Source organism: Shewanella loihica PV-4, assembly GCF_000016065.1.
Taxonomy (GTDB): Bacteria; Pseudomonadota; Gammaproteobacteria; order Enterobacterales; family Shewanellaceae; genus Shewanella; species Shewanella loihica.
Map to the genome: position 1 here is coordinate 1,111,755 of NC_009092.1, position 26,290 is coordinate 1,138,044.

Consider the following 26,290-nt stretch of genomic DNA (forward strand, 5'->3'; position numbering starts at 1 on the left):
AGCAATAAAGGGCTTTTTTTATGCCAGTTTGTTAGCAGGGTTAAAATAAGTCACTTGTCCTTGGCCCCTCCCATCGTATATTGTCTTTACAGATAAGCGTCATACTATTGATAAGAGGGGCGGGCAGATGCTGATTAGCCCCCACATTGGGAGTCACTATGGAATTGGAATACCCGTTAGTTACCACCGCCTGGCTTGAGGCGAATCTGTTTGAGGGTAATCTGGTGTTGCTCGACGCCAGTATGCAGAGTGTGGTGGGCAAGGAACCCATACTCTATGATGAGTTTGTCTGTATTCCCCGGTCGCAAAAGTTTGATATCGAACAGGTGTTTTGCGATACCACTTCATCGCAGCTGCACGCGATGCCCACCCCTGAGCAGTTTGAGCAAGGGGCTACGGCGCTGGGCATAGACAGAGACAGCCTGGTGGTGATCTACGATAATCAGGGGATCTACAGCGCGCCGCGCGCCTGGTGGATGTTTAAGCTGATGGGCCATGAGAATGTCTATGTGCTCGATGGCGGCCTGCCCCAGTGGCTCAGCGAGGAGCGCATGACCAGCGAGAGCTATCAGCCCACGGTAATAGATGAAGAGTCTGTGCCCTATGTGGCGGATTTCCAGCCGGGCCTTATCTGTGACGCCAACTATGTGCTCGAATCCCTGGGAGGCGACAGTGTTATCTTGGATGCGCGGGCAGCGGGGCGTTTCGCCGGTGAGGTAAGTGAGCCCAGATCAGGCGTGCGCTGCGGTCATATTCCCGGCTCGGTAAACCTGCCTTTTGGCGAGCTGCTGCGCGAACATAGGATGAAGCGGGTCGAGGATCTGCAGGCCATGTTTGAGCAGCTAGTGGGCGAGCAGGAAGCAGAGCGGATCTTCAGCTGCGGCTCAGGCATTACCGCCTGTATCCTGATCTTAGCCTCTGTGGCCTCGGGACATGACAAGGCGGTGCTCTACGATGGCTCCTGGGCCGACTGGGGCAGCAATGCCGATTTGCCTATTGAGCAAGGGGCGTAGTCGTTACTAACAGAAAAGGTGCCTAGGGCACCTTTTTTTATGCTGACTATTTTAGGCTTTAGGCTAAAACAGGTCTTTCAGCCTGTGATACAGCATGCCCGCCGCCAACATGGGGGAGCGAAATCTCGGCCCGCCGGGGAAGGTCATGTGTTGTACCCTGTCGAAGATATCGAACCTTTCGGCCTGAGCCGTCAGGGCTTCGCCGATGAGCCTGGCGGCCATATGGGTGGCATTGACGCCGTGGCCGGCATAGGCCTGGGCGTAGAGGATGTTGGGGCAGTCTGGCAGCCGGCCAATCTGTGGCAGGCGGTTGGCGCCTATGCCTATCATGCCGCCCCATTCATATTCTATCTTCACCCCCTTGAGCTGGGGGAACACCTTCTCCAAGTTGGGGCGCAGCGCCGCGTCGATATCCTTGGGATCTTTACCCGAATAGGTGCACAGGCCGCCAAACAGTAGGCGATTGTCCTGGGAGAGGTGGAAATAGTCGAGATCGATACGCATGTCGGCGAAGGCCATGTTTTGCGGGATAATCTCATCGCACATCTCCTGGGACAAAGGCTCGGTGGCCAGCAGATAACTGCCGGCGGGCAGCACCTTACCGCCTATGTAGCCGTTGAGTTCATGGCCGATATAGGCGTTACCGGCGAGCACCAGGTAGCGACAGTCGACACGGCCATGCTCCGTATGTACGCAGGGGCGCTCGCCCTTGACTATCTTGGTGGCGGCGCTGTATTCGAACATCTTGACCCCCAGGCTGCGGGCCACCTTGGCCTCGCCCAGTGCCAGATTGAGGGGATGCAGATGGCCGCTGTTCATGTCGACCAGAGCGCCGCAGTAGAGATCTGAGCCGATCACTTCGCCAAGCTGGTGCTTCTCCAGCAGCTTAAAGCCCTCGCGTCCCTGATGGAGCATCTCCTGATAGTCGGCGGCGAGCTCCTTCATGTGTCTCGGCTTGGTGGCCAGATCGCAGTAGCCCATCTGCAGGTTACAGTCGATATTGTGTTTGGCGACGCGGTTACGCACTATCTCGACCGCCTCGAAGCCCATCCGCTCGATGGCCTCGACGCCTTCGGAGCCTATCTCGTTGCGGAACTGTTCGACATTATGGCCTATGCCACGGATCAGCTCGCCGCCGTTACGGCCCGACGCGCCCCAGCCGATCCGTTTCGCCTCGAGCAATACTACCTCGAAGCCTCTCTCGGCCAACTCGATGGCGGTGTTGATGCCGCTGAAACCGCCGCCGACGATGCAGACATCGGCGCTGATCCGCTCTTTGAGTTGCGGCAGGGCTTCCAGGGCATTGGCGGTGGCATGATAGAAAGAGTCGGGATATTGGTCACTGTGGACAGGGCGCTTGGTGGTCATTTGGGCTCCGAGTGAGGGTTTTATTCTTGTTATTCGACTAAATTGGCCAGAGTAAGTATACTTTTGACCCTTGAGTTGGTTATAATTCACACCTGTTGATTATATTTAACATGCTTTTTAGTTTGATACAAACTAGTATGGAAAATTGTTTCTTCCTGAGTCTTGTTGGATAGGAGATGTTTTTTGGATATAGGCGCAAATCTCAAAGCTGTTCGTAAAATGAAAGGGTTATCGCAACGCGAGTTGGCTAAGCGTGCCGGCGTGACCAACAGCACCATCTCCATGATCGAGAAGAACAGCGTCAGTCCTTCGGTGAGTTCCCTGAAGAAAGTCTTGTCGGGTTTGCCTATGTCACTGGTGGATTTCTTCTCTATTGAGGAGAGCATGCCTACCGAGCAGAAGGTGGTCTACCGCTCCGGCGAGCTGCTGGATATCGGCGATGGCAACCTGGACTACAAGTTGATCGGCAGAGATTACCCCAACCGCGCCATGTCTGTGATGAACGAGGTCTATCCACCTGGGTCCGATACCGGTGAAGAGATGCTGCAGCACGAGGGTGAAGAGGCGGCCATGGTGATCGAGGGTCAGCTGGAGATCACCATAGGCGACGAGGTCTATGTGCTGAGCGAGGGCGACAGCTACTACTTCAACAGCGAGCTGCCACACAGATTCCGTAACCCCTTCGACAAGCCGTGCCGTATCGTCAGCGCCACCACGCCGGCAAACTTCTAACTAAGTTTTCCTGTTAGGCTGGGCATCCCCCGGCCTCTGCAAACCCCTTCCGCTTTACTAAAACTCCCGTGACACTGCCTGTGCCGCCGCGTGTGCGCTTTTTCCTATGGCCGCGAGGCTGAGTCGCCTCCCGTCCCATTTTGTAAATAATTTTGTCCATTAAGGCCGCCGAGTCAAAATTTCAAGCTGACTTTTCTGTGGGAGCTGGTTCACAAAAGCCGTGAGCTGATTTTCGCCTATTTTTGGCTTTACATTAATTTTAATTGCCTTTTGATGTTGTTTTAATTGGCTTTTATTCTAATTGTTATTCTATTGTATATTTTGTTTTCGGCGGCCTATTGCCTCGTTCATTATTTCAGTGTAGTGTGTGAAAAAATGAACATTGATTGAAGTCTGTTCATTGCTATAACTATAAGAAGACGCAACAAAGCTAAAGGTGAACTATGTCCGATGAAGGACTTGCTGTTATCGGTGTCACGGCCTGTAATCAACAGATAGGCCTGCACCCATTCAATATCGTTGGCGAGAAATACCTGCTGGGTATTGCCGATGCCACCCAAGGCTGGCCCTTGGTGATCCCCGCGCTTGGCCATTGCCCGGCCGAGACGATATTGCCCAGACTAGATGGCCTGCTGTTCACCGGTTCGCCCTCCAATATCGAGCCCCACCACTACGACGGTGTGGCGAGTGACCCAGATACCCTACACGATCCCAAGCGCGACGCGACCAATCTGCCACTGCTCAAGGCGGCGATTGACGCCGGCGTGCCTGTGCTGGCCATCTGCCGGGGATTTCAGGAGATGAATGTGGTGTATGGCGGCAGTCTGCATCAGAAATTGCATGAAGTTGGCGATTATATTGAACACAGAGAAGACAAGACGGCTGACGTCGAGGTGCAATATGGCCTGTCTCATCCGTTGAAGATAGAACCGGGGGGATTGCTCCACGAGGCTTGGGGCCGCAATTTGGCAGAGGTGAACTCTGTGCACACTCAAGGTGTTGACCGTTTGGGTGTTGGATTGCGGCCAGAAGCCTATGCCCCCGATGGATTAATCGAGGCGTTTTCGGTCAAAGATGCGAAAAATTTTGCGCTGGGGGTGCAGTTCCACCCCGAATGGAAGGTGTTAGAGAACCCTTTCTACCGCTCGATTTTTAGCGCCTTTAGTCAAGCCTGCCAAGCCAGAGCAGCTCAACGCAAGAGATAGTGAAGCATGAAGAAGTTAATCGATTATTTGAAAGCCAATAAGATCACTGAGGTCGAGTGTGTCATCAGCGATATGACGGGGATTGCCCGCGGCAAGATTGCGCCGGTCGATAAGTTTATCGACGAGAAGGGGATGCGTCTGCCCGAGAGTGTGCTGCTGCAGACGGTGACCGGCGACTATGTGGATGACGACCTGTACGACAGCCTGCTGGACAAGGCGGATATCGACTTTGTCTGTGTGCCCGATGAAAATGCGGTGTTCATGTTGCCCTGGACGGTCGAGGCCACCGCCCAGGTGATCCACGACACCTTCGATAAGATGGGTAACCCCATAGAGTTGTCGCCCCGTAACCTACTGAAGAAGGTGCTCAAGCTCTATGAAGATAAGGGCTGGAAGCCGGTGATCGCCCCCGAGATGGAGTTCTATCTGACCCATAGAAACTCAGATCCCGATATGCCATTGATTCCACCAGTTGGCCGCAGTGGCCGCAAGGAATCGGGCCGTCAGTCGTTTTCTATCGACGCCGCCAACGAGTATGACCCGCTGTTCGAAGATATGTATGACTGGTGCGAGGCCCAGGGACTGGATATCGATACCCTGATCCACGAAGAGGGCACGGCCCAGATGGAGATCAACTTCAGCCATGGTGATGCCCTGTCGCTGGCGGATCAGGTGTTTGTGTTTAAGCGTACCCTGCGTGAGGCGGCGCTCAAGCATGACGTTTGCGCCACCTTTATGGCCAAGCCAGTCACCGACGAGCCGGGCAGCGCCATGCATATTCACCAGAGTGTGGTGGATATCAAGACGGGCAAGAACATCTTTACCAATGAGGACGGCACGAAAAGTGCTAAGTTCCTGTGCTACATAGGCGGCCTGCAGAAGTATATTCCCGAGTTGTTACCGCTGATGGCCCCGAACGTCAACTCCTTCAGACGATTCCTGCCGGGCACCTCTGCGCCGGTTAACCTGGAGTGGGGCGATGAGAACCGCACCTGTGGTCTGCGGATCCCCGAGTCGTCACCTCAGAACCGTCGTATCGAGAACCGTATCGCCGGTGCCGATGCCAACAGCTACCTGGCCATCGCCGCTACTCTGTTGTGTGGTTACATGGGCATGGTGGAAGATGTGAAACCATCGACGCCGGTACAGGGACGCGCTAACGAGAATCGTCAGGGGATCAGCCTGCCGCTGACGCTGGAAGAGGCGCTGGCGGTGATGTCGGAAAGTTCGGCGGTGAGGGAATATCTGGGTGACACCTTCACCTCAGGTTATATCGCGGTGAAGCAGGCGGATCTGGAAAACTTCCGCCGGGTGATCAGCTCATGGGAACGTGAGTTCCTGCTGCTGACCGTTTAGCCTTTTTGCACCAGATTGGGGCAGGGCCGGCGACAAAATGAAGCAAGATTGCCGGGGGGATTAACCCCCTGGTGGAGTCATGGGTAACTAACCGGTGTAATTAGATATAAATTCATATTGATGGTGAAATTATTCGATTTTACACTAGCGATGAATGTTAAACAGGTTCGATGCAGTTGTAAGCTGTAGCATTGGCAATAATAACAATGAAAGCCGTCACAAGCGGCAATGCAATGGCAGTAATCATCAGACTACTGGCAAGCTAACAAGGAGATAGCATGAAGCTTTTAAAGAAAATGACAACACTCGCTCTGGTCACCGCCGGGGTATTTACAAGCTCTGTCGTCAGTGCTGAAGAGGTGGTTAGGGTCTATAACTGGTCTGATTATATCGCCGAAGACACCTTGGCTAATTTCGAGAAAGAGACAGGCATCAAGGTGATCTACGATGTGTTCGACAGCAACGAAGTGGTCGAGGCCAAGTTGCTATCGGGTCGTTCAGGCTATGATATCGTGGTGCCGTCAAACAACTTCCTGGCTAAGCAGATCAAGGCGGGCGCCTTCCAGAAGTTGGATCAGTCACAGCTGACCAACCACAAGAACCTTAATCCTGAGCTGATGAAGCAGCTTGAAACTGCCGATCCACGTAACGAGCACGCCGTGCCTTATCTGTGGGGCACCACAGGCATAGGTTACAACGAGGCCAAGGTGAAGCAGGTACTGGGTGAAGACGCGCCGGTCGATTCTTTGGAGCTGATCTTCAATCCTAAGTATGCCGAGAAGATTGCTAAGTGTGGTTTCTCACTGCTGGACAGCGCCGACGAGATGCTGCCGATGGCGATGATCTACCTGGGGCTGGATCCTAACAGCACTAAGAGTGAAGACTACGCCAAGGCGGGTGAGGTGATGGCGAAGATCCGTCCCTTCGTGACCTATTTCCACTCATCACGTTACATTACCGATCTGGCCAACGGCGACATCTGTGTGGCATTCGGTTACTCGGGTGACGTTTTCCAGGCCGCCGCGCGCGCCGAAGAGGCTGAGAATGGTAATGTGATCGGCTATGCCATCCCGAAAGAGGGTTCTAACCTTTGGTTCGATATGTTGGCGATTCCTGCCGATGCCAAGAACGTGAAGAACGCTCACACCTTTATCAACTACCTGCTGCGCCCAGAGGTGATTGCCCCTATCACTAACTATGTGGCGTACGCTAACCCTAACGTGCCGGCCCAGGAGCTGGTGGATGAAGAGATCCGTAACGACGCGGCTATCTATCCAACCCCTGAAGTGCTGTCACGTCTCTATGTGGCCGATGTACGTCCGATGAAGGCCCAGCGCGCCATGACTCGCGTATGGACCAAAGTCAAATCTGGCATGTAATGCCTACACCCGGGGGCAAGTTCGCTTGCCCTCCATTTCTTAGATCATCTTAACTATTGCAGTAGGTGCCTTAGCGGTGCTTTTTGTGGAGAAGTATTATGGCTAGCAATTCGGGCGTCACCAACAAACCGACAACAAAGACGCAAGGAGAGGTGTTGCTGAAGATAGAGAGAGTCAGCAAGCTATTTGACGATGTTCGTGCAGTGGACGACGTCTCGCTTAATATTAATCGTGGGGAAATTTTTGCACTGCTTGGCGGCTCAGGTTCGGGGAAATCGACGCTGCTTCGCATGCTGGCCGGCTTTGAGAAGCCGACCGAGGGACGCATCTATCTCGATGGGCAAGACATCACTGACATGCCGCCCTATGAGCGTCCTATTAACATGATGTTCCAATCTTATGCCCTGTTTCCACACATGACGGTGGCGCAGAATATCGCCTTCGGCCTCAAGCAGGACAAGATGCCCAAGGCCGAGATTGAGCAGCGGGTGAAGGAGATGCTCAAGCTGGTTCACATGGAGCCTTATGCCAAGCGCAAGCCGAACCAACTCTCAGGCGGTCAGCGTCAGCGTGTGGCCCTGGCCCGTTCACTGGCCAAGCGTCCAAAGCTTTTGCTACTGGACGAGCCCATGGGGGCGCTGGATAAGAAACTCCGTACTCAGATGCAGCTCGAGGTGGTGGACATTCTCGAGGCGGTTGGGGTGACCTGTGTGATGGTAACCCATGACCAGGAAGAGGCCATGACCATGGCCGAGCGTATCGCCATCATGAATGATGGCTGGATCGCCCAAACCGGTTCGCCAATGGATATCTACGAGAGCCCGGCTAACCGCATGGTGGCAGAGTTTATCGGCAGCGTTAACCTGTTCGAGGGCGACATTGTCGAGGATGAGGTGGACCACGTGGTGATCAATGTGGCCAACATTCCTCAGCCCTTCTACGTGGGTTACGGGGTGTCGACCAGTGTGGATACTACCCAGGTATGGGTGGCGATCCGTCCCGAGAAGACCCATATCAGCCGCGAGCAGCCAGAGGATGCGCGCAACTGGTGCGCAGGAAAGGTGGAAGATATTGCCTACCTGGGCGGTATCTCGGTTTACTACATACGCCTGTGTAACGGACAGCTTATTCAATCTGTGATGACCAACAGTGACCGCCGCGCCGACTCGCCCACCTGGGAAGAGGATGTCTTCGTCAGTTGGGAAGCGACCAGTGCCGTTGTACTGAGATCTTAACGGGGGCGTTATGAAGAAGTCATTGAAGTTTCGTTTGCCCAAGGGGCAGTGCTGGACGATAGGCGTGCCCTATTTCTGGCTGCTGATGTTCTTTGCCTTGCCGTTTGCCATCGTATTGAAGATCAGTCTGTCGACCCCGGCCGTGGCGATTCCGCCCTATGAGGCCTTGTATCAATATGCCGATGAGTCGCTGCAGATCATGCTCAATCTGGGCAACTATATTTTGATCTTCGAAGATCATCTCTATATCAATGCCTACCTGGGCTCGCTCAAGATGGCCTGTGTTACCACCATCGGCTGTCTGCTTATCGGTTACCCCATGGCCTATGCCATTGCCAGGGCGCCTAAGCAGCATCAGACAGTGCTGATCCTCTTGGTGATGTTGCCATCCTGGACTTCGTTCCTTATCCGGGTGTATGCCTGGATGGGCATCTTGAGTAACAACGGGGTGATCAATAACCTGCTGATGTGGCTGGGGGTGATCTCCGAGCCGATTCAGATGCTTAACACTAATTTCGCCGTCTATATCGGTATCATCTACACCTATCTGCCCTTTATGATCTTGCCGCTGTACGCCAACTTGTCGCAGCTCGATGGCAGCCTGCTCGAGGCCGCGGCGGATCTGGGTTCACGTAGCCTCAACACCTTCTGGAAGGTGACGCTGCCGCTGTCGAAAGGCGGTGTGATTGCCGGGTCTATGCTGGTGTTTATTCCTGTGGTCGGGGAGTTTGTGATCCCTGAGCTATTGGGCGGTCCTGATTCGCTCATGATAGGTAAGGTGCTGTGGCAGGAGTTCTTCAACAACCGTGATTGGCCGGTCGCTTCGTCGCTCGCCATCGTGATGTTGGCACTTCTGATCATCCCTATCACCCTATTCCATCGTTATCAGTCCAGAAGTATGGAGAAGACGATATGAGCAACAGACTAAGAAAATTGAGTTTCTCCACCCTGATGCTCTGGGGCGGGATGTTTTTCCTCTACGCGCCCATGTTCATCCTGGTCTTCTACTCGTTCAACGAGTCTAAGCTGGTGACCGTTTGGGGCGGCTTCTCGGCCAAGTGGTATGGCGAGCTGTTCCGCGACGACCAGATCCTCGATGCGGTGGCGACCAGCTTAAAGGTGGCATTCTTCGCCTCCACCATGGCGGTAATTCTCGGCACCATGGCGGCCTTCGTGATGACACGCTTCGCTCGCTCCTGGGGCAAGATGACATTGTCGAACATGATCACCGCGCCCCTGGTTATGCCAGAGGTGATCACGGGTCTCTCGCTGTTGCTGTTGTTCGTGCACATGGCGGATCTGCTGGGCTGGCCCGCCGAGCGTGGCATGTTGACCGTGTGGATCGCCCACTCGACCTTCTGCGCCGCCTATGTGGCCGTAGTGGTCTCATCCAGGCTGCGTGAGCTGGATATGTCTATCGAGGAGGCGGCTCAGGATCTGGGGGCGACGCCACTCAAGACCTTCTTCCACATCACAGTGCCTATGATCTCGCCGGCGCTGATCGCGGGTTGGCTGCTCTCCTTCAGCCTGTCGCTGGATGACCTGGTGATTGCCAGCTTCGCCTCGGGACCGGGTGCAACGACCCTGCCTATGGTGGTCTTCTCCTCGGTGCGCATGGGGGTCTCGCCTAAGATCAACGCCTTAGCGACACTGATCATTCTGATCGTCTCGCTGATCGCCTTCATCTCCTGGTATCTGGCCCGCCGCGCAGACAAACGCAGCCGTATGGTCAGCGACTAGGCACGCAGCGTTAGCTCAAGACGACAGGCGGCCGCGCCGCCTGTCTACCCAAGCCATTATTATAACGATTCAGGGTGAATGATATGACCTGTACACCTCATGCAAATTCCTATTATGCGGCATCTGCCAATACCAAGGCGCTGCGCGACAAGTTAAGCGATAACATAGAGACCGACGTCTGTATCATAGGCGCCGGCTATACCGGCCTCTCTTCGGCGATCCATCTGCTGGAGGCGGGCTTTAAGGTGACTGTACTGGAAGCCGCCAGGGTTGGCTTCGGCGCCTCAGGGCGTAACGGCGGTCAGATAGTCAACAGCTTCAGCCGGGATATCGACACCATAGAAAAGGTTGTGGGCACAGAGCAGGCCAAGTTGTTTGGTCAGATGGCCTTCGAAGGTGGCCGCATCCTCAAGGGGCTGGTAGCTAAATACAACATCCAGTGCGATCTGAAAGATGGCGGCGTGTTTGCAGCGCTGAACAAGAAACAGATGGGCCACCTCGAGGCGCAAAAAGCGCTGTGGGAGAAGCATGGTCATCTGGGGCACTTAGAGCTGCTGGATGAGCAGGGCATTCGCGACGTGGTGGATACCGAGCGTTATGTCGGTGGATTGCTTGATAAGAGCGGCGGCCATATTCATCCGCTTAACCTGGCACTGGGTGAGGCCGATGCGGTGGAATCCTTGGGCGGACAGATCTTCGAAGATTCGGCCGTTGTTCGTGTCGATCAGGGCGAGAATCCTGTGGTGCATACTCAGGAAGGTTCGGTGAAGTGTAAGTTTGTCATCGTCGCCGGTAACGCTTACCTCAAGGGGCTGCTGCCCGAGCTGCAGGCCAAGTCTATGCCCTGTGGTACTCAGGTGATCACCACTGAGCCCTTGGGTGAGGAGCTGGCGCACTCGCTGCTGCCCCAGGACTACTGCGTGGAAGATTGTAACTATCTGCTGGATTACTTCAGGCTCTCGGGTGACAAGCGCCTCATCTATGGTGGCGGTGTGGTCTACGGCGCGCGGGATCCTGCCAACATAGAGGCGATCATCCGTCCCAAGATGCTGGCGACCTTCCCGCAGCTTAAGGATGTGAAGATAGACTTTACCTGGACGGGTAACTTCCTGCTGACCCTGTCGCGCCTGCCGCAGGTGGGGCGTATCGGCGGTAACATCTATTACTCTCAGGGTTGTAGCGGCCATGGGGTGACCTATACCCATCTGGCGGGGCAGATACTGGCCGAGACCATCAATGGCCAGGCGAAACGTTTCGATGCCTTCGCCCAGTTGCCCCATTACCCCTTCCCGGGCGGTCATCTGCTGCAGGTGCCTTTCTCGGCGATCGGCGCCTGGTACTACACAATGCGTGACAAGCTGGGTGTCTAGCCAGGTTATTGCCATTAAAAAAGCCCGCTCGATGCGGGCTTTTTTGTATTGATTAAGGCTTGCAAGCGCAATCAGAGTGTCGATGAATGTTTCTAGTTACTGTTTCTTGCTGCTCATGTTCCACAGCACGCTCTGGTCGCTGCCCATAATGGTGGTGGGCATCTGACCGTTCCACTGCTGGGCGCGCACATAATCCACCAGAGTCTGAGATTCTCTCAGCGCCTCGGCCTTCTTCTTGATCGCTTCTGCTTCTGCGATACCCTTGAGGCGAATCGCTTCCGCCTCGGCAATCGCTTCTGTCTGAATGGCGTAGGCTTTACCGTCGGCAGTGGCCTTGGCGGCGTCACGCTTGGCGTTCGCCGTGTTCACCTCACGCTGGGCCTCCAGGTTCTGTCTTTCCAGACGGTGTTTCTCGGCGGCTGCGAGGTTTTTCTCTGTCTGTTTGGTCTCGATAGACTGGATATACTTCTGCGGAAGACCAAGATTTTCCAGCTGGGCGGAGTCCAGCTTGACCGGGTACTCCTTCATCTCCTCGACAAGAAAATCTTCTATCTGGGCGATCACCCGGCTGCGGTTTTGGATGATCTCCTCGGCCTTGTAACGCGCCAGGGCATCCTTGGCGGCGGATCTCAGCTTAGGGTCCAGGATGCGCGATTCGAACTGGCTCAGGCCACCATAGCTCTTAAACAGGTCGAAGGCCTGATCGCGATTGACCGTCCAGTTGATGGACACCTCGGCGGTGACTGGCATCTGTTCGTGGGTCGAGGCGTTGAGCTTCTCGACGTTCTTGCGGGTACGTATCTCTAAGACTTCGACCTTGTCGACAAAGGGGATCTTAACGTGCAGGCCGGGATTAACCTGTTCTGTGGCCTGGCCGAAACGCTTGATGATGCCCACATGGCCCTCATCGACCGTGTACATGGTCTGGCTGAACAGGACGAGGGCGAAAAGCAGGCCGGCGATTAACACCAGGGCGCCTTTGCCTTTGGTCTTTATCGTCGATAGGTTGGCGATATCCTTAGGTAGTGTGGTCATTCTCTCTCCTTGTGACTGTGTCTCTTGGCGGCAACAGCGCGTTGGCAATATCTGTTACGCCCAGGTTGTGCCCGAGTTAAGGTGCTGAGGATATTACGTTATTTACCCTTTGAGTCAAGGGAGAGTAGGGGGTCAGTGGTTGAGGAGCTGGTCGAACTCTTTGAGGGGGAGCGGCTTGCTGAACATATAGCCCTGGCCCTGTTCGCATTCCAGCGCCACCAGTTTTTGCAGCTGTTCGGCATCTTCTATGCCTTCGGCGATAAGCTTGAGCTTGAGGGACTTGGCCAGATGGATCACCGCCTTGACGATATCCAGGCTCTGCTCATCCCCCAGCATATCTTTGACGAAGGATTGATCTATCTTCAGGGTGTTGACCGGGAAGAACTTGAGGTAGCTGAGGCTGGAGTAGCCGGTGCCGAAATCGTCGATAGCGATGCTCAGTCCCAGAGAGGAGAGGGTATTGAGCACATTTAACGCCTCGTCGAAATCATACATGAGGGAACTCTCTGTCACCTCGAGTTCGAGGAAGCTGCTGTCGAGTCCGGTGAGCTCCAGCACCTTGGCCACCGAGTCGCAAAACTCGGGATTGGTAAACTGCTTGGCGGCGATGTTGACGGCGATCTGCAGCGGCCGACCCCTTTTTTGCCAGGCCTTTGCGGCCATGCAGCTCTGTTTGAGGATGATCTCACCCAGCTGATGGATGAGGCCTGTCTCCTCTGCAAGGGGAATAAAGTCCAGCGGCGAGATCAGCTTGCCGCTGGGGTCGTATAATCGGGCCAGTGCCTCCGCGCCTATGATCTCTTTGGTCTTCAGATCCACTTTTGGTTGGTAGTAGACCTCTATCGCTTCCGTGTCGATGGCGGTGCGCAGCAGGGTGACCAGCTCGTGGCGTTTCGTTAGCTCTTGCTCGAGATCCTCGGAGAAGTAACAGAAGCGGTTGCGCCCCAGATCTTTGGCGCGGTACATGGCTGCATCCACATGGGTCATCAGCTCCTCGGCCCTGAGGGCGTCCGAGGGGTAGATGCTGATCCCGACGCTGACCGACAGGGTATATTCCTGGCCGTCGATACGAAATGGCGTGTTGAGGCTGCGGACGATATCTGTGGCGATAGAGTCCACCTGGCTGGTGGCGGTGAGCGAAGGCAGCAGCAGGACAAACTCGTCGCCGCCGATGCGCCCCAGGGTGGCGTTGGGGTCGATGAGGGACTGCAGTCGTTTCGCCACCTGCTTGATCACCTGATCCCCATAGCTGTGGCCCAGGGAGTCGTTGAGGTATTTGAAGTGATCTATGTCGATCAGCATCAGGGCGACGCTCTTGTCATAGGAGTCGGCCACGGCGCAGGCGTGATTGATCCTGTCATGCAGCAAGATGCGATTAGGCAGGTCGGTCAGCTGATCATGGTTGGCCAGGTGGCTCATCTTCAGCGACATGGCCACAGACTCGCTGCAATCGTGGAAGACTATGATGCCGCCTGTGACCTTGCCTTCGCTGTCTGTGATGGGGGCGGCGGAGTCTTCAATCTGGAAGGTGGTGCCATCCAAGCTGTTGAGCTGACAGTTGAGGGCCATGGCGACGTTGCGTTTCTCCTTGATGGCGATGGTGACCGGGTTAGGGCTGCGGTACTTGGTCTTGGCATCGCACAGATCCATCACCTGTTCGATATGCAGGCCGATGGCGTCGCGACACACCCAGCCGGTGAGGCGTTCTGCGATGGGATTCATGAAGGTGATCATCGCCTCGCTATCGGTGGCGATGACGGCGTCGCCGATGGCGTTGAGCATGATCTTCAGGCGCCGATTCTCGGTATCCAGTTGGCTCTTGGCCCGCTTGATGGAGGTGATATCCGTCAGGGTCAGCAGCATGCCCGCCACGTGTCCATCTTGTTTCCTGATGGTGAGATGGGCCTGGGCATAATCTATCTTGCCCGGGGTATCTTCCAGGGCAACCTCGAACTGATGCTTAGGTTTATTGCTGGCGATACGGGCCAGTATCTCCTCATACAGGGCCTTAGGTAGCAGGCTAGAGGCGGGCTTACCCAGTGCATCTTGGGGGATAGTGCCGAACCACCTGCCGTTGTAGTCGTTATGAAAACGGTTGAGCAGATCCTTAGACCAATAGGAGATGTAAGAGGGGATCTGATTGACCAGGGCTTGCATATCCTGGCGCGCCTCTATGATGGTCTGCTCCTGACGTTTGAGCAGCAGATGATTCTTGACCCGCAGGCGACAGGTGGCGAGATCGATAGGCTTGTGGATGAAGTCTATGCCGCCCGAACTGAGGGATTTATATTCGAAGCTGCTCTCGCTGTGGGCGGTCACGAAGATCACCGCGCTGTTGCAGGTCTTGGGGTTATTCTTCAGGCGCTTACACATCTCGAAGCCATTCATCTGTGGCATCTCGATATCCAGCAATATGATGGCGGGTTGATGTTGCTCGGCCTTATCCAGCGCGTCCTGACCACCCGTACTACAGATGATCTCGGCCAGATCGGTAAGGGATTGCTCCAGCAGATGTAGGTTGGCGCTCTCATCGTCGACAACTAATATTTTTTGTCGAGTCTCTACATCGTTGCCGAAAAGCATAGAAGAATTCCTTTTCAAATCTGCCGTCTATATTCAGCTTAGCCGACTATAATCAGTTTGCTTAAGGTTTTTCGCGCTTAATGCTGAAAACCAGATTAAATACTACTTTTTAGTTAGTTAGCTGCGGGTAATTGACCATATTCTCCGATAGAACACCGCGCAGTTTATCGCCTATGCTGAAAGCGTATTGATTGAATAACAGTGTGTTACTGAGGCTGGATAGTAAAAGGAGTTATAGTCCATGGTGCGACAGATTTCACGCTTATCTTCTCTCTTTGGCGGACGCTCACTGCTGCTGGCCGCCTCCATGCTGGTGCTTATGGTGGCGCTTGTCATCATCGCCAGCTTCGAATCTCAATTAAATCAGAATATTGTCGACGGTCTGCGCTCCGATCTCGAGATTCAGAGCGAGCAGGTCAACAATCAGGCCCAGGACAGGCTTAACCGTTACTTCAACAACCTACGTTTTCTGTTTGAGACCCCGCCTATCTCCGGCCTTTCCCGGGCCAGAAATAATCAGGGGATCGACCCTGTGGACGAGACCCGCTACGACCAGTGGCGTCACCGACTGGAAACTATCTTCGTTGCCTTCTTACAGAACAATCGCGAGTATGAACAGCTGCGCATATTGAGCAGTGATGGCATGGAGCTTATCCGGGTAGACAGGCGCGGCGGCGCCGTGCAGGTGATAGATGATACTAACTTGCAAGACAAGCAGGGGCGGGATTATTTTCAGGCCAGTAAAGATCTGCAGCAGGGGGAGATCTATACCTCGCCCATCAACTTAAACCGTGAGTTTGGCAAGATAGATTATCCCTACCGCCCCATGTTGCGTCTGGCAACCCCGATCTTCGATGACAACGGCGGTCACTTCGGTCTGCTTATCGTCAACATCAATGCCAACGCTCTACTCTCCTCTTTCAAGCGCCTGGTGCCTGCGCCCATAGAGCTTGTGCTGACCGACAGCGATGGCTATTTCTTGGTGCATCCCGATGAGGAGATGCGTTTTAGCCGCGACCTGCATCCAGACCTGGTGTGGGATAAACATTATCAGCAGAGCAAGACACTTAAGCGTAACTTCGAGTTGGTGCTCGACAGCTATCACGATAATAAGCCCTATTATGCCTATCGCCGCGCCATCACGCTCTCTAACGATGCCCAGAGCGGTCGGCTTACCGCGACCCTAATGGCGCCCAAGCAATATGTGCAGGAACTAGCGGTCTCCCGGCGCATCAGTGTCTACAGCTTCATGTTGGCCGTGGGAGTCTTGTTTCTGTTTGTGGTCATCATACTGGGGCGCAGCGCCCGTAGCAGTCAGGCGCTGGCCAAGGAGAAGGCGCAGTCGGCGGCGATCATCGATGGCTCCAAGGATGCCATCATAGGCGTGGGTACCAGCGGCGTGGTCAACAACTGGAACCGCGCCGCCGAGTTACTGTTTGGCTATGACGCCGACTACGCCAAGGGCCACTTTATCAATCAGCTGGCGCTGCTGCCCGAGGTCGACCTGGCGGCCTTGGTCTCAAAGGCTAATCAGGGTAACAAGACACTTAATCTGGACGCCGAGCTGCCATTGAACGAGGGGCGCATCGTCGATCTCTATGTGTCGGTTTCCCCCATCCTGGGGGAGAACAAGCATGCCCTGGGCGTGGCCATCATCATACGTGATGTCTCCATCGAGAAGCAGGCGGCCAAGAAGATCCAGCTGGTGAACGCCGAGCTCGAGAAGAAGGTGGCGATAAGAACCCAGGAGCTGCAGAAGGCCAGCCTAGTGAAGAGCAGCTTCATCTCTAACATCAGCCATGAGATGCGTACGCCGCTAAATGGCATAGTAGGTACTTTGAATCTGGTGCGTAAAGACTCGCTTACCGAGCGCCAGGCGAGGTACCTGGAGATGGCCGAGGTGAGCGTTAATACGCTTTCTGCGCTGATTAACGATGTGCTGGATCTTTCCAAGATAGAGGCGGGCAAGCTGGATTTAGACATGAGCAGCTTTAATCCCCTCAACCTGATCGAGAGTGTCTGCAGCAGCATGGCGGTGAAGGCCCAGGAGAAGGGGATAGAGTTTGTCATCGATGTGGTCGACCTTCGCTGCCAGAGCGTAGACAGCGACCCCCACAGGATCACTCAGATCCTCACCAATCTGATAAACAATGCCATCAAATTTACCGACCATGGCTATATCAAGGTCAGGGCCCACAGCCGCCTCCGAGAGACGGGGGAGCTAGAGTTTATCTGTGAGGTGTCTGACACAGGGATAGGGATCGCCGAGGAGAATCAGGCCAAGCTGTTTACCGCTTTCTCTCAGGCCACTTCGAGTATTGCGGCCCAGTATGGTGGCACAGGGCTGGGACTCTCTATCTGTAAGGAACTCAGCGAATTACTCAACGGCAAGATGAGTTTCGAGTCCCACAAAGGGCAGGGGAGCTGCTTCATCTTCACCATGGTGTTGCATCAGGGCGAGTTTAAGCTGATGGCGCCCGAGGCGCTGCTGCACGAGATGACCTGTAGCGTCTTGCTGGTGAATGAGGCGCAGCAGGCCTGCGTCGAGGCGGCAATTGCCCGGCTCGGTGGTAAGCTGCTACCGGGCTCGCCCATACGCGACTGGCTCAATCAGGATGCTCCCGTACCCGATGTTCTGCCCCACGTGTTAATCGTGGAGCAGCGTCACTCCCTGCTTACCGATCTCGACAGTCTCTGGCCGACACTGACGGCGACTCATAAGCGACTGCCGAGAGTATTGGCCTTTCAAAAGAGCGCCGATGGCAATAAGGCGCTGAGAAATATTGAGCTTGAGTATCTCAATAACCCGCTGCTCTTCTCCGAATTTATGCAGAAGTTTGGCGCGCCCAAAGCGAGTTCTGGCGTAGAAAATGTTCATCCCCAAGTGACTCCCATAATCTCTGAGGAGGAGGCCCATCGCATCAAAGGTGCTCGGGTGTTGGTGGTCGATGATAATGAGATCAACATAGAGGTTGCCCTGGGGATCTTGTCCGAGCTGCCGCTGGAATTTGTCAGGGCCATCAATGGTCAGGAGGCGTTAACCAAGCTGAGGGAGTGCGAGCAAGAGGGGCTGGGCGTGCATTGCATCTTGATGGACTGTCAGATGCCGATCCTCAATGGCTATGACTGTACCCGGGCGATCCGTGCCGGGGAAGCGGGCGAGGCGTTTGTCGATACGCCCATTATTGCCATGACGGCCAGTGCCATGATGGGCGAGCGTGACAAGTGCATCGAGGCGGGCATGAATGACTATATCACCAAGCCTATCGTGGCCGAGCGTCTGCAGGAGAAAGTGACCGATTGGCTGATCTCTGTCTGTGAGTTTGGTGACTTGCCTACTTTAGTTGAGGCTGCGCCCCATGAGGAGATCCAAGTAAAGGATGAGGACTATGTCTGGAACCGTCAACTGGCCCTCAGCCGGTTGATGAACAATGAGGTGCTGTTCGCCGAGATCTGCCAGATGTATCACGACACGTCGCCGGCACAAGTTGGCGAGCTGGAGGAGGCGATCGCCGCTAAGGATTATGAGAAGGTGCGTCAGCTCAGTCATGGCCTCAAGGGGCTCTCCAGCAGCATAGGTGCCATCCAGCTACAGGAGCAGTTTTTGAGCCTGGAGATGGAGGCGAAGATGAAGAACTGTGATAAGTTGAATCTACTCTTCGGGGTAATAAAACCTTGCTATGCCAAGCTCATGGAGCGGCTGCAGGAGACGCTCGAGCCCAAGGATGAGGTACAAAACGCGTCTGCCCAGACTTAGGGAGTTTCAATAAAAAATGTCGATAGGTAGATAATGGAACAGAATAACGATATGTCTCCATTAGTGTTTTCTCGTAAGGGGAGAATTCTGATCGTCGATGATATGCAGGTCAATATCATCATACTCAGACAGCTCCTGAGCCAGGAATATGAGATAGCCACGGCCCTGAGTGGTCAGGAGGCGCTCGCCCTGTGCCATAGCTTCAAGCCGGATCTCTTGCTCTTGGATATCGAGATGCCGGGGATGTCCGGCTTCGAGGTCTGTCGCCGTTTGAAATCTGAACCCTGCACTCGGGAGATCGCGGTGATCTTTGTCTCTGCTCATCACGACGAGGAGCAGGAGGTGAGCGGTTTTGTGCTGGGCGCGGTGGACTTTATCCATAAGCCGCTCAATGCCGTGGTCACCCAGACCAGGGTAAAGAATCAGATGCTGTTGAAACGCCAATCGGATTTGCTGCGCTTCATGCTTAAACAGGAGGCGACTCGCAGTGTTTCAAGCTAGGCGTGTCGAGCTAGGTATGTCGAGCTAGTTTTAGTGAGAATAAGCTGAGAGAGCCCGAATAACAAAAAAGCCTGCAAGATGCAGGCTTTTTTGTTTGAATTGGTGGCCCCTCACAGACTTGAACTGTGGGTCTAAGGGAGATGACCTTGTTGAACTCGTGGCGATTCATATGGCGTTTTTGCTGCCGTTATCCAACGTCTGTCCTATTTGCCGTCTTAGTCGGTTAAGTCATCTTGATAAGTGATTATTATTTTTAATTTTTAATGAGTTTTTTTGAATATTAGGTTGTCATTAAAAAGTTTCATCTTTTGTTTGTACTGTCATTATTTATTTTCTCATCCTTCTTAGTGCGGCTCGTAGTGTGACGTGCTTCACGGAAATGAAGTGAAGTGAGCGCATAATCGCTTAACCGATGGTTAACAAATGTGTCTTTCACTTAAGGAAAAGCGATTATGGCAAAGTGCTTTAAATATGGGGTTATTGTTTCTCAGATAGCCTTGATCGGTTTAAGTTTCTCTATACAAGCCAAGGAAAATAATGATTTTTCCTCTATGCAGATGAAAGGGGTTGAGCAGGTGTCGGTGAAGGTAGACCTAGACCCTGCGGTTGAGCGTTTGTCTAAGGCGGTGCAGTTTCGCACCATCTCGAATCAAGACAGAAATGACTTCGATGAGAAGGCTTTTACCGACTATCATCAGTTTTTAGAAAAGGCCTACCCCAATGTGCATAAGACGCTCAAGCGTGAGGTATTAGGCTCTCCCCGTCCATTTAGTCTGTTATATACCTGGAAAGGTAAAGATCCCTCCCTGCCACCTGCGCTGTTTTATGCGCATCAAGATGTGGTACCTGTCCCGAGTGAGTCGAGAGACCAGTGGGCCGTCGATCCCTTCGCCGGTGCGGTGCAAGACGGTTATATCTGGGGACGAGGCGTCTTAGACGATAAAAATCAGATCCACGGCATCTTAGAGGCGGCCGAGATGAAGATTAAGGAGGGGTGGCAGCCGTCACGTACTCTTTATTTCGTCTTTGGTCAGGATGAAGAGGTGGGTGGACCCGAAGGGGCCAAGTATATTGCCGATGTGTTAGAGCAGCGCGGCATCAAGCGATTTGCCTTCGTCATTGACGAGTCGGCGCCGCTGACTCCGGGTATCTTCCCCGGCATTCCTGATAACACAGCCCTGATCGGTATTGCCCAGAAAGGCTTTGTGAGTCTCGAACTGGCGATGAATGGCATAGGTGGTCATTCCTCTCAGCCGCCTGAAGAGTCCAATATCGGTATTCTGGCTAAAGCCATTACCAAGCTGGAGGCGGCGCAGTTCCCCTATCGTATCCATGAGGCGGTGCGTCATCAGTATCGCTATATGGGCCCTGAACTGAGTGAAGATAAACAGCCTATGTATGCGGCGGTGGCTTTTGGTAAGGATGGTGAGATCACCCCATTGGAGCAGAAGTTTATCGATGAGATGGCGAGCCAGCAGGTGACCCGAGCCATGTTGCATACCACCATTGCGGTGACTATGTTTAATGCTGGCATCAAAGATAACGTGTTACCGCCTTCGGCCACGGCCGTGGTGAATTTCAGACCCATGCCGGGTGATACGCCTGAAGTGATCATTGCCCACGTTAAGAAAGCCATAGGTGACGATCGCATCACGGTAAGGGATATCTCGGCGTCGACTCCCGCAACCAATGTGGCCGACCCGAGTAGCAAGAGTTATCAGCAGCTTGAGAAGACCATACGTCAGATCTACGGCAACGATCTCATCGTGTCGCCTTTCTTCGTGATCGGTGGCTCAGACTCTAAGCACTTCCAGGCACGTAAGTTTGCCCCTGATGTTTATACCATTACCGGCTTGCAACTGGAGTCGGTGAAGGAGTTCGCCGGATTCCATGGTGTCAATGAGCGTATTCGTGTCGATGAATATGGCCGCACCATAGGTTTCTTCTACAAGTTGATGGATAACTTAGAAGAACTGTAAGTCGTTATACCATGTGCCTTGTCTGTCTCGGCACATGGTAGTTGCCTTAGCTCTCGTATCTTATTTAGCAGTGTGGAATTAAATGCATTTCATAGTAGCGATGTGTGAAACAGTGTCTAATGTTTGTTAGGTAAGATTTAATCTTTTTAATATCAATAGGTAAGAAATTGCGAACACATTTTAGTTTGGATGTTGAAAATGATTAAAGATGTGTGAGCAGTTACTAGGCTAATTCAGAGAAAAAGGATATAGAGTCATGAATAAATTGCTTGGATGTTTGATCTCTGTTGTTTTTCTAATAACCGCACTTCCCGGATTTTCGCAGGAAACTGAAGCTGTCACTTTATTTACCAATGTGAATGTCTTCGACGGTGTACATGAGAAGTTGATTAAAAATACTAACGTAGTGGTAACGGGTAATGTGATCACCAAGATCTCTAACGAGCCCCTAATGGTAGCCGGCGGCAAAGTCATCGATGGCGGTGGCCGTACCCTGATGCCTGGGTTGACGGATGCGCATTGGCATGTGATGCATGCCCATATTGCTAGCATGCAAATCTTTGTGAATGACATTGGCTATCTGACACTGGCGGGAGCAGAAAGCGCCGAGGCAACATTAATGCGGGGTTTTACAACGGTTCGAGATATGGGAGGTCCAGTTTTTGGCATTAAGAAGATGATCGATGAGGGACGATATGTGGGGCCAAGAATTTATCCTTCAGGGGCCTATATTACACAGACTTCCGGTCATGGGGATTTCCGCTTTCCGACAGCAATGCCAAGGAAGGATGGCAGAGAATTGCTTGATGGGGAAATGATGGCATGGACAGCCGTCGCAGACGGAGTGCCTCAGGTGCTGAGACGAGTGCGCGAGAATTTAATGCGAGGCGCCTCTCAGATAAAGGTCATGGCAGGTGGTGGCGTAGCGTCACTAAGTGACCCCTTGGATGTCAGGCAATATACGTTTGAAGAAATGAAGGCTGCAGTGGATGCGGCTGCGACTTGGAACACCTATGTCGCTGTGCATGCATACTCAGATTACGCGGTCCGTGGTGCCCTGGAAGCGGGAGTCCAATCTATCGAGCACGGACAGATGATAACGGAAGACACCGCAAAACTGATTAAGAAAAAGGGGGCTTGGCTTAGCTTGCAACCCCTGCTGAATGATGAAGACAGAGTGCCATTTCCTGAGGATTCTTTCGAAAATAAAAAATTCTTAGCAATGACCGCTGGCACGGAGAAAGCCTACGAGCTGGCCAAAAAATATAATCTGAAACTTGCCTTTGGCACAGATCTGCAAAACGGTGCGGCAATAGCTGCTAAACAGGGCAAATCACTGGCAAAACTTACTCGGTGGTATGAGCCATGGGAGGTTCTGAAAATGGCTACCAGCGCCAATTATGAGCTCTTTAAAATGTCGGGCCCGAGAGATCCCTATCCTGGTGAGAATGGCGTGATCAAGGAGGGAGCCTTGGCTGATATTATTTTAGTGAACGGTAATCCGCTCGAGAACATCGATCTCATTGCCGATCCGGAGAAGAACTTCGTCATCATTATGAAGGACGGCAAGATCTACAAGAATACGCTGCAGTAGCTAGTGGACTTAGCATCAATAATGAGGATTCATGATGAAACAGCTCAAAAGTTTTTCACAGTACAGATTGAGAAATGAGCGGCTACACTCAGCAAGAACTTTGTCGTTGTCTGCCGCGATGCTTATCGGCATACAGAGCCTAATGCCTGCCATGGCAGAGCAGCAGCCGGTCTCGACCAGTAAATCCGTCACCGAGATCCGCGAGCTGTTTCATTTTTTCCATACCCCCGCCAATGTGGTGCAGATACAAGTGGCTAACGATAAGACCCTGTATGCCTGGCAAAATATGTCTGCCTTTCAGTACACCATGCAGATAGAACGGGATGGTCCTATCAGTCTTTTGCCTGAGAAAATTGACCCTAAAATCGGTCAACTCACATTCACCCGTCCCGGCAAAGCCCTAGAAACCGTGGCGCAGCATTTTGACAATAGCAACATGGATGGCCTGCTGGTGTTACATAAGGGCAATGTGGTTTATGAAAGCTATAAAACCATGCGTCCATTCGATAAGCACCAATGGTTTTCTTGCAGTAAGGTGATCCCTGGCACTATGGTGGAATTGCTGGCATTGGAAGGCAAAATCGATATTAAAAAACCTGTGAGTACCTATGTTCCCGAGCTGAAAGGATCGGGCTGGGATCAGGTGACGGTGGAAGAAACCTTGGACATGGCGACAGGGCTGGATTCAACCGAGCATGAGGAGCCCAATGACGATGCACGAGTGAACCCTATTCGTGGCTGGTATAAATGGGCTGTCAGTCTTGGCCTGTTTGAAGACAAGCAGAATCTTAATCAGAGCCCGTTCGATGTCTTACGTAACATGAAAAAGATCAAACCCGGCCATACTGTATTTGAATATAACTCCATCAATACCTTTGTTCTGGAACTGATCGTCAATCAGGTCACCGGTAAAACCCTCAACGAAGTCTTTGGTGACAGGGTCTGGCGCAAGATTGGTGCACAAAACGACGCCTTTGTCGGTGTCACCAAATATGGACTGGGTAACGGTTGGGGATTTGTGAACACCACCCTGCGTGATATGGGCCGCTTTGGCATGATCTTTACCCCAAGCTGGAATAAGATCAGCAAGGAGCAGATCATCCCCGATAGCCTTATAACCTCAATCCAGAAAGATGGCAAACCCGAGATTTATCTAAAAGGATTTGTCGGTAAAGAACTGCAGAAGTCCTTCCCGGATATCAAGGGGCTTAGCAACCGTTATCAATGGGACATCGTCTTCCCCGACGGCGATTTTTATAAAGGCGGCGTGGGCGGCCAAGGGCTCTATATTTCACCAAGCAATGACACTGTGGTGGTCTGGTTCAGTACAGGTAAACAGCAAGAAGAGATCCTGGCTCGCGAGATAGTGAAGAGTCTGGGTGTATAGCAGTACGAGATGACACTAAGTGTTCAACGCTGACCTAATGTGGAAGGTACCGAGCGTCAGCGTTGCATTTTTAAATAGGCTACAACCAGCTAAGGGTCAGATGAAATCCATTGTTCACCGAGTTGTCAGTGGGGAATGACCCTTTAGTTTTAGTCATTTTCATGCTTGCGTTGAAAGACTGGCTATCGTTGGTGATAAACATCGCCTTGTAGGTGTTTTAGGTTGGCGATAATGCTTCCGTTAAAACGATAAGATTATAGCCGTGTAGGAGAATGGGAAATAGGATGAATGCAATGACAATAATCAGACTTATTTTTGTGGCAGTGTTTTTGTTTGGTTGCAGTTCAAGCCCAAGGGCTCCTAGTGGTGGTGTGGTTGATGAGTTGACGCAGAAACATATGGAAGATCGCCGTTGGCGTTCAGCTGACGAGCTAAAAAGAGATTACATTAAACTTGCATCAGAATCTTCTCTTCCGATTCAGGAAGCGCTTGTCAAAGTGGTAGGAACGGATACCGGCAATGCTATTCAAAGTATTGCAGATAAAATTTATCTTATCGAAAACGCCAAATATACGGTTGACCTGACTTACTATATTTTTTCCACAGATATAGTGGGGGAGGCGGTTTTAGGCGCTTTATGTAATGCGGTAAAAAGAGGCGTTGATGTTCGCATTATGGTTGACAGCTTAGGTTCATTTAGCTTCGTACATAGTGAATTAAAAGGACTTAAAGAGTGCGAGAATGAAGCCGGATATTTAAAGAATCGCCAAGGAGAAATCACTAACAGTAGAGCTAGAGTTCAAGCCGTCGTTTTCAATGCGTTGACTGAGCTGGCCTCTGATAGTAATCGCCGATCTCATGACAAACTTTTAGTTGTTGATGGCGCTTACCCGGAAAATGCATTTGTTATGACAGGTGGACGTAATATTTCGACTCATTATTATGCCCTAGATGAAATCGGTGAATTTGACCCTACAGCGTTCAAAGACATTGAGATAATCATTCGCCCCTTACCGAATGCTTCAGCGACAACTTCTGCTGCACAACTGGCTGAATATTACTATTCAGTGCTATTTTCTAAACCTGGAAATAAATTCATAACCGCAGTACTAGATTATGAAGGTGTGATGGAAAAACACCAAGAAAAGTTAATGGAATTAAAACAAAAACAGGGGTTTAAGCAGGCTTATCAACGAGCAGCTGAGCATACTCAGCAAGGTTTTTCCTCAACAAAGACTCGTTTAGCACATGAACTTGATAATTTAATCAACGACAATTTGGTGTCAAATTACAGCTCAAACAAGCTTAAAAATGCGAATTCCATTAGTGGGATATTGGGGCGCGTTGGTTTTGAAAATTATGATTTGAAAAAAGTGAGAATAGTCTCACCATACCTGTTTCTTCAATCTGATCTGTTGAAGGATGAAGCGCTGATCGATGAAAATGTAAATGTGACGCTTGAGTGGCTAAACAAGGACCCAGATCGCACGATCGAAATCATCACTAACTCAGTATTGACTAGTGATAATTTTTCTACTCAGGCAGTGATTGACATGCATACCGCACCGATATTATTGATGAGTCCCGAACAACGAGAGCAATGGCTAGATAGTGATCTAGAAGTGAATGAAGAAAATCTAGAATTTACTTCTTCGGAAACTTGGAAAAAGTTAGTGAACCATCCCCGAATTCTTTTCTATCAGCTCGGTAAGGATGATGCCGTTCCTCTAGGGGGGGATCAATATTACGGCAAGTTGCATGCTAAGTTTGTTATTGCTGACGATAAAGCCTTTGTAGGAACGACTAACTTGGATTTTCGCTCACTTATTTATAACAATGAAATGGGCTTTTTTCTGTTTAATGGTGTAGTCATAAAGGAGCTTAACGATCAATTTGAGCTGTTGAAATCTCAATCGACTAGGTGGGGTAGCGACGAATGGCTAAGTATGAGGCATAAGGTGCGAGAGAGTGGCGGGTTAAAAGGGATGACAACGAAAAAACAGCGCCTAATTTATAAAACTTTGGAAAATACCGGGCTGATATATCAATTTTAGGT

18 protein-coding genes are annotated in these 26,290 nt (G+C 52.2%); 15 read left to right on the plus strand and 3 right to left on the minus strand.

The features are described 5' to 3' along the window. The first annotated feature begins 164 nt into the window (after positions 1–164). Positions 165–1,013 (plus strand): sulfurtransferase, encoded by an 849-nt coding sequence (locus SHEW_RS04975; protein WP_041406978.1) that lies wholly within the window; start codon positions 165–167, stop codon positions 1,011–1,013. Positions 1,014–1,076: 63 nt separating this feature from the next. Here SHEW_RS04975 and SHEW_RS04980 read toward each other — a convergent pair whose 3' ends face one another. Next, the gene (locus SHEW_RS04980) at positions 1,077–2,381 is read right to left on the minus strand and encodes an NAD(P)/FAD-dependent oxidoreductase (RefSeq protein ID WP_011864774.1); all 1,305 of its coding nucleotides are present in this window, start codon (positions 2,379–2,381) and stop codon (positions 1,077–1,079) included. Between the two features lie 183 nt (positions 2,382–2,564). Between SHEW_RS04980 and SHEW_RS04985 the strand changes: the two genes are divergently transcribed. The 8 genes from SHEW_RS04985 to SHEW_RS05020 all read left to right on the plus strand — a co-directional run bounded on the left by SHEW_RS04985 (position 2,565) and on the right by SHEW_RS05020 (position 11,398). Beyond that, on the plus strand, positions 2,565–3,113 hold the full coding sequence (locus SHEW_RS04985) for a cupin domain-containing protein (protein WP_011864775.1): 549 nt from the start codon (positions 2,565–2,567) through the stop codon (positions 3,111–3,113). A gap of 443 nt (positions 3,114–3,556) precedes the next feature. Continuing rightward, positions 3,557–4,318 carry a gamma-glutamyl-gamma-aminobutyrate hydrolase family protein gene (locus SHEW_RS04990; protein ID WP_011864776.1) on the plus strand — a complete coding sequence of 254 codons (762 nt, stop codon included), beginning with the start codon at positions 3,557–3,559 and terminating at the stop codon, positions 4,316–4,318. A gap of 6 nt (positions 4,319–4,324) precedes the next feature. Continuing rightward, entirely contained in the window at positions 4,325–5,674 is a 1,350-nt protein-coding gene (locus tag SHEW_RS04995) for a glutamine synthetase family protein (RefSeq protein WP_011864777.1), read from the plus strand. A gap of 278 nt (positions 5,675–5,952) precedes the next feature. Further along, entirely contained in the window at positions 5,953–7,053 is a 1,101-nt protein-coding gene (locus SHEW_RS05000) for a polyamine ABC transporter substrate-binding protein (RefSeq protein ID WP_011864778.1), read from the plus strand. Between the two features lie 98 nt (positions 7,054–7,151). Continuing rightward, entirely contained in the window at positions 7,152–8,288 is a 1,137-nt protein-coding gene (gene potA, locus SHEW_RS05005) for a polyamine ABC transporter ATP-binding protein (protein WP_011864779.1), read from the plus strand. A 10-nt stretch (positions 8,289–8,298) separates the two neighbouring features. Further along, positions 8,299–9,204, plus strand: coding sequence for an ABC transporter permease subunit (locus SHEW_RS05010; protein ID WP_011864780.1), 906 nt, complete (start codon positions 8,299–8,301; stop codon positions 9,202–9,204). Continuing rightward, positions 9,201–10,028, plus strand: coding sequence for an ABC transporter permease subunit (locus SHEW_RS05015; RefSeq protein WP_011864781.1), 828 nt, complete (start codon positions 9,201–9,203; stop codon positions 10,026–10,028). The genes SHEW_RS05010 and SHEW_RS05015 overlap by 4 nt, the downstream gene beginning before the upstream one ends. 83 nt (positions 10,029–10,111) lie before the next feature. Continuing rightward, complete coding sequence (locus SHEW_RS05020) at positions 10,112–11,398, plus strand: NAD(P)/FAD-dependent oxidoreductase (protein WP_011864782.1); 1,287 nt, start codon at positions 10,112–10,114, stop codon at positions 11,396–11,398. A gap of 96 nt (positions 11,399–11,494) precedes the next feature. On the opposite strand, the gene SHEW_RS05025 is transcribed toward SHEW_RS05020, so the two are convergent. Both SHEW_RS05025 and SHEW_RS05030 read right to left on the minus strand, forming a co-directional pair. After that, the gene (locus SHEW_RS05025) at positions 11,495–12,433 is read right to left on the minus strand and encodes an SPFH domain-containing protein (RefSeq protein ID WP_011864783.1); all 939 of its coding nucleotides are present in this window, start codon (positions 12,431–12,433) and stop codon (positions 11,495–11,497) included. 132 nt (positions 12,434–12,565) lie between these two features. After that, the gene (locus tag SHEW_RS05030) at positions 12,566–15,016 is read right to left on the minus strand and encodes an EAL domain-containing protein (protein WP_011864784.1); all 2,451 of its coding nucleotides are present in this window, start codon (positions 15,014–15,016) and stop codon (positions 12,566–12,568) included. Positions 15,017–15,257: 241 nt separating this feature from the next. Between SHEW_RS05030 and SHEW_RS05035 the strand changes: the two genes are divergently transcribed. The 6 genes from SHEW_RS05035 (at position 15,258) to SHEW_RS05060 (ending at position 26,288) form a co-directional block, all read left to right on the plus strand. Next, positions 15,258–18,773: an ATP-binding protein gene (locus SHEW_RS05035; protein WP_011864785.1), complete on the plus strand. Its 3,516-nt coding sequence runs from the start codon at positions 15,258–15,260 to the stop codon at positions 18,771–18,773. Positions 18,774–18,806: 33 nt separating this feature from the next. Further along, the gene (locus SHEW_RS05040) at positions 18,807–19,274 is read left to right on the plus strand and encodes a response regulator (protein WP_011864786.1); all 468 of its coding nucleotides are present in this window, start codon (positions 18,807–18,809) and stop codon (positions 19,272–19,274) included. A 452-nt stretch (positions 19,275–19,726) separates the two neighbouring features. Then, positions 19,727–21,253, plus strand: a complete 1,527-nt coding sequence (locus SHEW_RS05045; protein ID WP_011864787.1) for a M20 family peptidase — start codon at positions 19,727–19,729, stop codon at positions 21,251–21,253. A 256-nt stretch (positions 21,254–21,509) separates the two neighbouring features. After that, the gene (locus tag SHEW_RS05050) at positions 21,510–22,847 is read left to right on the plus strand and encodes a metal-dependent hydrolase family protein (protein ID WP_011864788.1); all 1,338 of its coding nucleotides are present in this window, start codon (positions 21,510–21,512) and stop codon (positions 22,845–22,847) included. 100 nt (positions 22,848–22,947) lie between these two features. Continuing rightward, positions 22,948–24,234, plus strand: coding sequence for a serine hydrolase domain-containing protein (locus SHEW_RS05055; protein ID WP_190272408.1), 1,287 nt, complete (start codon positions 22,948–22,950; stop codon positions 24,232–24,234). A 284-nt stretch (positions 24,235–24,518) separates the two neighbouring features. Then, positions 24,519–26,288, plus strand: coding sequence for a phospholipase D-like domain-containing protein (locus SHEW_RS05060; protein WP_223294764.1), 1,770 nt, complete (start codon positions 24,519–24,521; stop codon positions 26,286–26,288). Positions 26,289–26,290 lie beyond the last annotated feature (2 nt).

Coding starts and splice junctions, on each gene's coding strand:
- SHEW_RS04980 (WP_011864774.1), bottom strand. CDS start 2,381: ATGACCACCAAGCGCCCTGTCCACAGTGACCAATATCCCGACTCTTTC.
- SHEW_RS04990 (WP_011864776.1), top strand. CDS start 3,557: ATGTCCGATGAAGGACTTGCTGTTATCGGTGTCACGGCCTGTAATCAA.
- SHEW_RS04995 (WP_011864777.1), top strand. CDS start 4,325: ATGAAGAAGTTAATCGATTATTTGAAAGCCAATAAGATCACTGAGGTC.
- SHEW_RS05000 (WP_011864778.1), top strand. CDS start 5,953: ATGAAGCTTTTAAAGAAAATGACAACACTCGCTCTGGTCACCGCCGGG.
- potA (WP_011864779.1), top strand. CDS start 7,152: ATGGCTAGCAATTCGGGCGTCACCAACAAACCGACAACAAAGACGCAA.
- SHEW_RS05010 (WP_011864780.1), top strand. CDS start 8,299: ATGAAGAAGTCATTGAAGTTTCGTTTGCCCAAGGGGCAGTGCTGGACG.
- SHEW_RS05015 (WP_011864781.1), top strand. CDS start 9,201: ATGAGCAACAGACTAAGAAAATTGAGTTTCTCCACCCTGATGCTCTGG.
- SHEW_RS05020 (WP_011864782.1), top strand. CDS start 10,112: ATGACCTGTACACCTCATGCAAATTCCTATTATGCGGCATCTGCCAAT.
- SHEW_RS05025 (WP_011864783.1), bottom strand. CDS start 12,433: ATGACCACACTACCTAAGGATATCGCCAACCTATCGACGATAAAGACC.
- SHEW_RS05030 (WP_011864784.1), bottom strand. CDS start 15,016: ATGCTTTTCGGCAACGATGTAGAGACTCGACAAAAAATATTAGTTGTC.
- SHEW_RS05035 (WP_011864785.1), top strand. CDS start 15,258: ATGGTGCGACAGATTTCACGCTTATCTTCTCTCTTTGGCGGACGCTCA.
- SHEW_RS05040 (WP_011864786.1), top strand. CDS start 18,807: ATGGAACAGAATAACGATATGTCTCCATTAGTGTTTTCTCGTAAGGGG.
- SHEW_RS05045 (WP_011864787.1), top strand. CDS start 19,727: ATGGCAAAGTGCTTTAAATATGGGGTTATTGTTTCTCAGATAGCCTTG.
- SHEW_RS05050 (WP_011864788.1), top strand. CDS start 21,510: ATGAATAAATTGCTTGGATGTTTGATCTCTGTTGTTTTTCTAATAACC.
- SHEW_RS05060 (WP_223294764.1), top strand. CDS start 24,519: ATGAATGCAATGACAATAATCAGACTTATTTTTGTGGCAGTGTTTTTG.